Here is a 7360-nt window from a genome sequence, read left to right on the forward strand (position 1 = left end):
ACCACCGCACGTGCAACGCCCGTACCAAGGCGCGCGCCCCGCGCTGCCCGTTTCCGGAATCCGCTGACCCGCCAGTCCCTCCTGGAGTCGTTATGTCCGCACGCCGTCACACGCTGAGAGCCGCCGCGGCCGTCACCGCGGTGGTCGCCCTCGCCGCAGGCTGTTCCTCGGCCAACTCGAACCACGACAAGAACAGCGGCGGTGCCGCTTCGGGCGTCCTGAACATCGGCAAGCCGGACGGGCCGCAGACGAACAACAGCAACCCGTTCCTCAACACCTCGGCCGGCGCCACCCTCGGCTACCGCTGGATGATCTACGAGCCGCTGGCGATGGTGAGCCAGATCCGGCCCGCCGAGAAGCCCGACCCGTGGCTGGCGACCGACTGGAAGTGGGACCTCAACTTCACGAAGGTCACCCTCACCATCGACGAGCGCGCCAAGTGGGCCGACGGCAAGCCGCTGACCGCCGACGACGTGGCGTACACCTTCAACCTGCTGAAGAAGCACCCGGCCCTCAACGCCGACGGCATCCAGTGGGGCGGCGTCGAGGTCAAGGACAAGAAGGTCATCCTGACCTTCAACGCCTCGCAGTACGTCAACCAGAACAAGATCCTCCAGCAGTACATCGTGCCCAAGCACATCTGGGAGAAGGTCGACAACCCGGAGACCTGGCCGAACCGGAACCCCGTCGGCTCGGGCCCGTACAAGCTGAAGACCTTCACGCCGCAGACCACCACGCTGACCGCGACGCCGACCTACTGGAAGGGGTCGACCAAGGTCAAGGAGCTGCGTTACAGCACGTACAACGACAACAACGCGGCGACCACCGCGCTGGCCAGCGGCAAGCTGGAGTGGTCGTTCGTCTTCATGCCGGACTTCAAGAAGCTGTTCATCGACAAGGACCCGAAGAACCACAAGCTGTGGTTCCCCTCCGGCCTCGGCATCCACGGCCTCTGGTTCAACACCACCCGCAAGCCGTTCGACAACCCGGCGCTCCGCAAGGCCATGGCGATGGTCATCGACCGCAAGGCCATCTACACCCAGGCCGAGGCGACGCTCTACCCGGAGATCACCAACCCCACCGGCATCCCGCTGCCGGCCGGTGAGTCCTTCATCGCCCCGGACTACAAGAAGGCCACCACCACGCCGGACGTCGAGGGCGCCAAGGAGGTCCTGGAGAAGGCCGGCTTCACGCTCAGCGGCGGCGTCCTCAAGGACCCGGACGGCAAGCCGGTGAAGCTCACCTTCACCGACCCGGCCGGCTGGAACGACTACATCACCGGCCTGTCGATCATCAAGGACAACATCAAGAAGATCGGCATCGACGCCAAGGTCAAGACGCAGACCGCGGACGCCTGGGGCGCGGACGTCGCCAACGGCAACTTCGACGCCACCCTGCACTGGACCAACAGCGGCGCCACCCCGTACGACATGTACCAGAACATCATGGACGGGGCCCTGCTCCAGCCCATCGGCAAGCCGTCCCAGTCCGGCAACTTCGGCCGCTTCAAGAGCACCGAGGCGACCGAGGCGCTGAAGGACTTCGCGCAGGCCACCACGGACACCGCCCGCAACGAGGCGATGAACACCCTCCAGAAGATCATGGTCGAGCAGGCGCCGATGGTCCCGACCGCGGCCGCGCCCGTCGGGGCGGAGTACTCCACGAAGAACTGGGTGGGCTGGCCCACCGAGGACAACCCGTACGCGGACCCGCAGCACACCCAGCGCACCTCGCTGGAAGTCGTGCTGAATCTCAAGCCCGCCAAGTAGTACGCAGGGATCAGGTACCGGCCATGTCTGAACAGCCAGAGAACAACCACATCGTGCTCGAAGCACGCGGAGTCACCAAGCACTTCGCCGTGCGGCGCAACGCCCGCGACCTCCTCGCGCGCACGCGCCGTACCGTCCACGCCGTGGACGACGTCTCGCTGCGACTGCGGCGCGGCACCGTCACGGCACTGGTGGGGGAGTCGGGCTCCGGGAAGTCCACCGTCGCCAGACTGCTCGCGCAGCTGTATCCGCTCACCTCGGGCGAGATCCACCTGGGCGGGCAGCCGGTGAAGGCCGGACGTGGCCGGTCCTTCCGCAGTTACGTACGCCGGGTCCAGCTCATCTTCCAGGACCCGTTCGCCTCGCTGAACCCCGTGCACACCGTGCGCTACCACCTGACCCGGTCGCTGAAGATCCACGGCCGGGCGGGCAGCGGCGAGGCGGAACTGGAACAGAACCTGACCGCTCTGCTGAACCGCGTCCAGCTGACTCCTCCTCATCAGTACCTGGACAAGTTCCCGCACGAGCTGTCGGGCGGTCAGCGCCAGCGCGTGGCCATCGCCCGCGCGCTCGGCGCCGACCCCCAGGTCCTGCTGGCCGACGAGCCGGTCTCGATGCTGGACGTGTCCATCCGGCTCGGGGTGCTCAACCTGCTCAAGGACCTCAAGGACCGGCTCCACCTCGCGATCCTCTACATCACCCACGACATCGCGTCCGCCCGCTACTTCGCGGACACCACCCTGGTGATGTACGCGGGCCGCATCGTCGAGGGCGGTGACAGCGAGACCGTCACCCAGCGCCCCGCACACCCCTACACCCAGCTGCTCATCGCCTCCGCGCCGCACCCCGACCGGGCGGGCGACGAGGAGGAGCCGCAGGACAACGGCACCGGTGAGCCCCCGTCGCTCATCGACCCGCCCGCCGGCTGCCGCTTCCACCCCCGCTGCCCCAAGGCGATGGAGCGCTGCCGCACCGAGCTGCCGCCCCGGTTCGACCTGGCCGGCGGCCAGTGGGCGGCCTGCTGGCTCTACGACGGCACCGGCACCCGCACCGACGACCACGAGAAGGAGGCTGCGAAGTGAAGTTCCTGCTCCAACGGCTCGCCTTCTACCTGGTCACGGCCTGGGCCGCGATCACGATCAACTTCCTCATCCCGCGGCTGATGCCCGGCGATCCGGTCCAGGCACTCATGGCCCGCTTCCAGGGCCAGCTGGACACCAGCGCCATCGACTCGCTGAAGGCCCTCTTCGGCCTCGACAAGAAGCAGTCGGTCTGGGAGCAGTACACCGACTACTGGGCGCACCTGTTCCACGGCGACCTCGGCCTCTCGTTCACCTTCTTCCCGACCCCGGTCAGCGAGGTCATCGCGCAGTCGCTGCCCTGGACGCTGGCGCTCGTCGGCATCACCACGCTGATCAGCTTCCTGCTCGGCACCGGTATCGGGGTCTTCACGGGCTGGCGGCGCGGCTCCTGGATGGACAGCCTGCTGCCCGTCACCACGTTCATCTCGTCCATCCCGTACTTCTGGCTCGGGCTCATCGCGATCTCGCTGTTCGCCGTGAAGTGGCCGCTCTTCCCGGCCGACGGCGGCTACGACAACTCGCTGGTGCCCGCCTTCGACTGGCCGTTCATCTCCAGCGCGCTCTACCACGGGGTGCTGCCCGGCTTCACGATCGTCCTCAGCGCGATCGCCGGCTGGATCCTCGGCATGCGGAACATGATGGTGACGGTGTCCAGCGAGGACTACGTCATGGTCGCCCAGGCCAAGGGCCTCTCGGAGCGCCGGGTGATGTTCGGTTACGCGGCACGCAACGCGATCCTGCCCAACATCTCCGGGTTCGCCCTCTCGCTCGGCTTCATCGTCGGCGGCACGCTCCTGGTGGAGATGGTCTTCTCCTACCCGGGCATCGGCTACCAGCTCTTCCAGGGCGTGGGCGCCAAGGACTACCCCCTCATGCAGGGCATCTTCCTCATCATCACGCTCTCCGTCCTCGCGGCGAACCTCATCGCCGACATCCTCTACATGCTCCTCGACCCCCGTACCCGAAGGGAGGCGTAGGGCTGTGGCCGTCACCGCATCCGAGGTCGCCGTACTCGACGCCACCGAAACCCCGGCAGCGAGCAAGCGCAAGTTCCGGTTCCTGCGCGGCCGGAAGACCGTCATCGGACTGGGCATCCTGCTCTTCTTCGTGCTGATCGCGATCATCGGCCCGTGGATAGCCCCGTACGACCCCAGCGCGATGAGCCAGGACCTGTTGGAGGCCCCCTCCGGTTCGCACTGGTTCGGCACCACGCAGACCGGTCAGGACGTGCTCTCGCAGATCCTCGTCGGCACCCGGGGCGTGCTCGTCGTCGGCTTCGTCGCCGGCATCCTCGCCACCGTCCTGTCGGTGCTGATCGGCGTCACCGCCGGCTTCCTCGGCGGGCTGGCCGACGAGGCGCTGTCGCTGCTGTCCAACGTCTTCCTGGTCATCCCCGGGCTGCCGCTGATCATCATCATCGCCAGCTTCGTCACGGACGCCGGCGACCTGCTCATCGCCTTCGTCATCGCGCTCACCTCCTGGGCCTGGGGCGCCCGCGTCCTGCGCGCCCAGACCCTGTCGCTGCGCCGCCGCGACTACGTGGAGGCGGCCCGCGCCACGGGCGAGCCGACCTGGCGGATCATCCTCTTCGAGGTGATGCCGAACCTCACCGCCGTCATCGCCTCCGGCTTCGTCGGCACGGTCATCTTCGCGATCCTCTCCGAGATCACCCTCGCCTTCATCGGTGTCGCCGACATCTCCAACTGGAACTGGGGGACCGTCCTGTTCTGGGCGCAGTCCAGCCAGGCACTGGCCCAGGGCGCCTGGTGGTGGTTCGTCCCGGCCGGGCTCTGCATCGCCCTGCTCGGCATGTCCCTCGCCCTGATCAACTTCGGCATCGACGAGTTCGTCAACCCGCGACTGCGCACCGAGACCGGCGGCTCCCGCAAGGTCAGGATGCGCGTCGGCTTCACCCCGGTGGCCCGTCCCGGCACCGGCACCCAGCGCCACAAGGAGACCCGCTCATGAGCGAGCCCGTCCTCACCATCAGCGGCCTCAACGTGGACTACGGGACCGGCGCCGACGCCGTGCACGCCCTGCGCGACATCGACCTCACCCTGCACCGGGGCGAAGTCCTCGGCCTCGCGGGCGAGTCCGGCTCCGGCAAGTCCACCCTGGCCTACGCGGTCACCCGGCTCCTCTCCCCGCCCGGCGTCATCACCGGCGGCGAGGTCCACTACCACGGGCGCGACGGCAGGGCCATGGACCTGCTCGCGATGTCGGCGGCCCAGCTGCGCGCCTTCCGCTGGCAGGAGCTGTCCATCGTCTTCCAGGGCGCGATGAACTCGCTGAACCCCGTCTACACGGTCCACGCCCAGCTCACCGACGTACTCCAGGCGCACCGCCCGGAGATGAGGAAGGCCGACCGCACCGCCCGGGCCCGGGAACTCCTCAGCCTCGTCGGGATCTCCCCCGACCGGCTCGGCGCCTACCCGCACCAGCTGTCCGGCGGCATGCGCCAGCGCGTGATGATCGCGATGGCGCTCGCCCTGGAACCCGAGATCGTCATCATGGACGAGCCGACGACCGCGCTCGACGTGGTCATGCAGCGGCAGATCCTGCGCCAGCTGGTCCGCCTCCGCGAGGAGCTGGGGTTCTCGGTCGTCTTCATCACCCATGACATCTCGCTGCTGATCGAGTTCTCCGACCGGATCGCGATCATGTACGGCGGCCGGATCGTGGAGGAGGCAGGCGCCGACGAGATCTACCGCGACCCCCACCACCCGTACAGCGCCGGGCTGCTGCACTCCTTCCCCGCGCTGCACGGACCCCGCCGCGAACTCAGCGGCATCCCGGGCTCGCCCCCGCACCTCTCGGCGATGCCCACCGGCTGCGCCTTCCACCCCCGCTGCGCCAAGAGGGTCGAGGGCTGCGACACCCACGTCCCGGTGCTCGCGGCGCCCGGGACGGACGGCTCCCGCTCGGTGGCCTGCTGGCTCCACCACGAGGCCCCGGCCGCCACCGCCGCCCGCGCCTAGGCCCGCCCCGAGCAACGCACACCACAGGAGAACCATGAACCTCGTCACCCCCCAGGCATACGCCCGCGAGATCACGGCCCAGGCCGTACCCGGTCTGCCCGCCGGCTTCCGCTGGGGCGTCGCGACCGCCGCGTACCAGATCGAGGGCGCGGCGGCCGAGGACGGCAGAACGCCGTCCATCTGGGACACGTACTGCCGGGTGCCGGGCATGGTCGTCCGCGGGGAGAACGGTGACGTGGCGTGCGACCACTACCACCGCATGCCGGAGGACGTACAGCTGATCGCGGACCTCGGCGTCGACACGTACCGCTTCTCGCTGGCCTGGCCGCGCATCCAGCCGGGCGGCCGGGGCCCCGCCAATCCGAAGGGGCTCGACTTCTACAAGCGCCTGGTGGACGAGCTGGAGGCCAAGGGCGTCACCCCCTGGATCACCCTCTACCACTGGGACCTGCCGCAGGAGCTGGAGGACGCGGGCGGCTGGCCGGTGCGCGACACCGCGTACCGCTTCGCCGAATACGCCGCGCTCGCCTACGACGCCCTGGGCGACCGGGTGAAGCACTGGACCACCCTCAACGAGCCCTGGTGCTCCGCGATGCTCGGTTACGCCTACGGGGGCCAGGCCCCCGGCCGGCAGAACTTCGGCGAGGCGATCCACGCCGTGCACCACCTGCTCCTCGGCCACGGCCTCGCCTCGCAGTACCTCCGCGAGCAGGCCGCCGCCCGGGGCAACGACCTCGAACTCGGCATCACCCTCAACCTGGGCACCGCCACCCCGGAGACCGACAGCCGCGAGGACGCCGAGGCGTGCCGCCGCGCCGACGGCCTGGGTGCCCGGCTCTACCTGGACCCGGTCGTCAAGGGCGCCTACCCCGAGGACATCGTCGCCGACCTCGCCGCCCAGGGCATCGAACTGCCCGTCCAGGACGGCGACCTGGCCGCGATCTCGACTCCGTTGGACGTGCTCGGGGTCAACTTCTACCGGGGCTCGCTGTTCTCCGGCGTCACGGAGGACGGCGCCGCCACCGACGCGGAGGGGCTGCCCGTCACCCGGCAGGTGGAGCGCGACCTGCCGCGTACCGCCATGGACTGGGAGATCACCCCCACGGCCCTCACCGATCTGCTCGTCCGCCTGGAGAACGACTACGGCCTCCCGACGGTCATCACGGAGAACGGCGCCGCCTTCGACGACACCGTCTCCGAGGACGGCGCGGTCCACGACGCGGACCGCACCACCTACCTCGCCGACCACATCGCCGCCGTCGCCGCCGCCCGCGCCCAAGGGGCCGACGTGCGGGGCTACTTCGCCTGGTCGCTGATGGACAACTTCGAGTGGTCCTACGGCTACGACAAGCGGTTCGGCATCGTCCGCGTCGACTACGACACGCAGGAGCGGACGCTCAAGGACAGCGCCAAGTGGTACCGCGACACCATCCGGCTCACCCGCGACGCCTGACCCCCGACACACCCCCCGCAGGACGGCAAGACAGCACGACAGCAGCACCGGGGGGGGGGGGGGGGGGGGGGGGGGGGG

The 7360-nt window shown here is 69.2% G+C and carries 6 protein-coding genes; all 6 read left to right on the forward strand.

What is annotated here, in order from left to right; all coding sequences use genetic code 11:
* The first annotated feature begins 92 nt into the window (after window positions 1-92).
* The 6 genes from ACN6LM_RS30175 to ACN6LM_RS30200 are packed head-to-tail and all read left to right on the forward strand — an operon-like array spanning window position 93 to window position 7282.
* Entirely contained in the window at window positions 93-1769 is a 1677-nt protein-coding gene (locus ACN6LM_RS30175; RefSeq protein ID WP_445068536.1) for an ABC transporter substrate-binding protein, read from the forward strand.
* A gap of 23 nt (window positions 1770-1792) precedes the next feature.
* A complete protein-coding gene (locus tag ACN6LM_RS30180) occupies window positions 1793-2851 on the forward strand; it encodes an ABC transporter ATP-binding protein (RefSeq protein WP_445068537.1) in 1059 nt (352 codons plus the stop codon).
* Complete coding sequence (locus ACN6LM_RS30185; RefSeq protein WP_445068538.1) at window positions 2848-3828, forward strand: ABC transporter permease; 981 nt, start codon at window positions 2848-2850, stop codon at window positions 3826-3828. The genes ACN6LM_RS30180 and ACN6LM_RS30185 overlap by 4 nt, the downstream gene beginning before the upstream one ends.
* Before the next feature lie 4 nt (window positions 3829-3832).
* A complete protein-coding gene (locus ACN6LM_RS30190; protein WP_445068539.1) occupies window positions 3833-4819 on the forward strand; it encodes an ABC transporter permease in 987 nt (328 codons plus the stop codon).
* Window positions 4816-5829 carry an ABC transporter ATP-binding protein gene (locus ACN6LM_RS30195; protein WP_445068540.1) on the forward strand — a complete coding sequence of 338 codons (1014 nt, stop codon included), beginning with the start codon at window positions 4816-4818 and terminating at the stop codon, window positions 5827-5829. Before ACN6LM_RS30190 ends, ACN6LM_RS30195 begins: the two co-directional genes overlap by 4 nt.
* A gap of 34 nt (window positions 5830-5863) precedes the next feature.
* Window positions 5864-7282 carry a GH1 family beta-glucosidase gene (locus ACN6LM_RS30200; RefSeq protein WP_445068541.1) on the forward strand — a complete coding sequence of 473 codons (1419 nt, stop codon included), beginning with the start codon at window positions 5864-5866 and terminating at the stop codon, window positions 7280-7282.
* The last annotated feature ends 78 nt before the right edge of the window (window positions 7283-7360 follow it).

This window comes from Streptomyces sp. SAS_281, assembly GCF_052542855.1.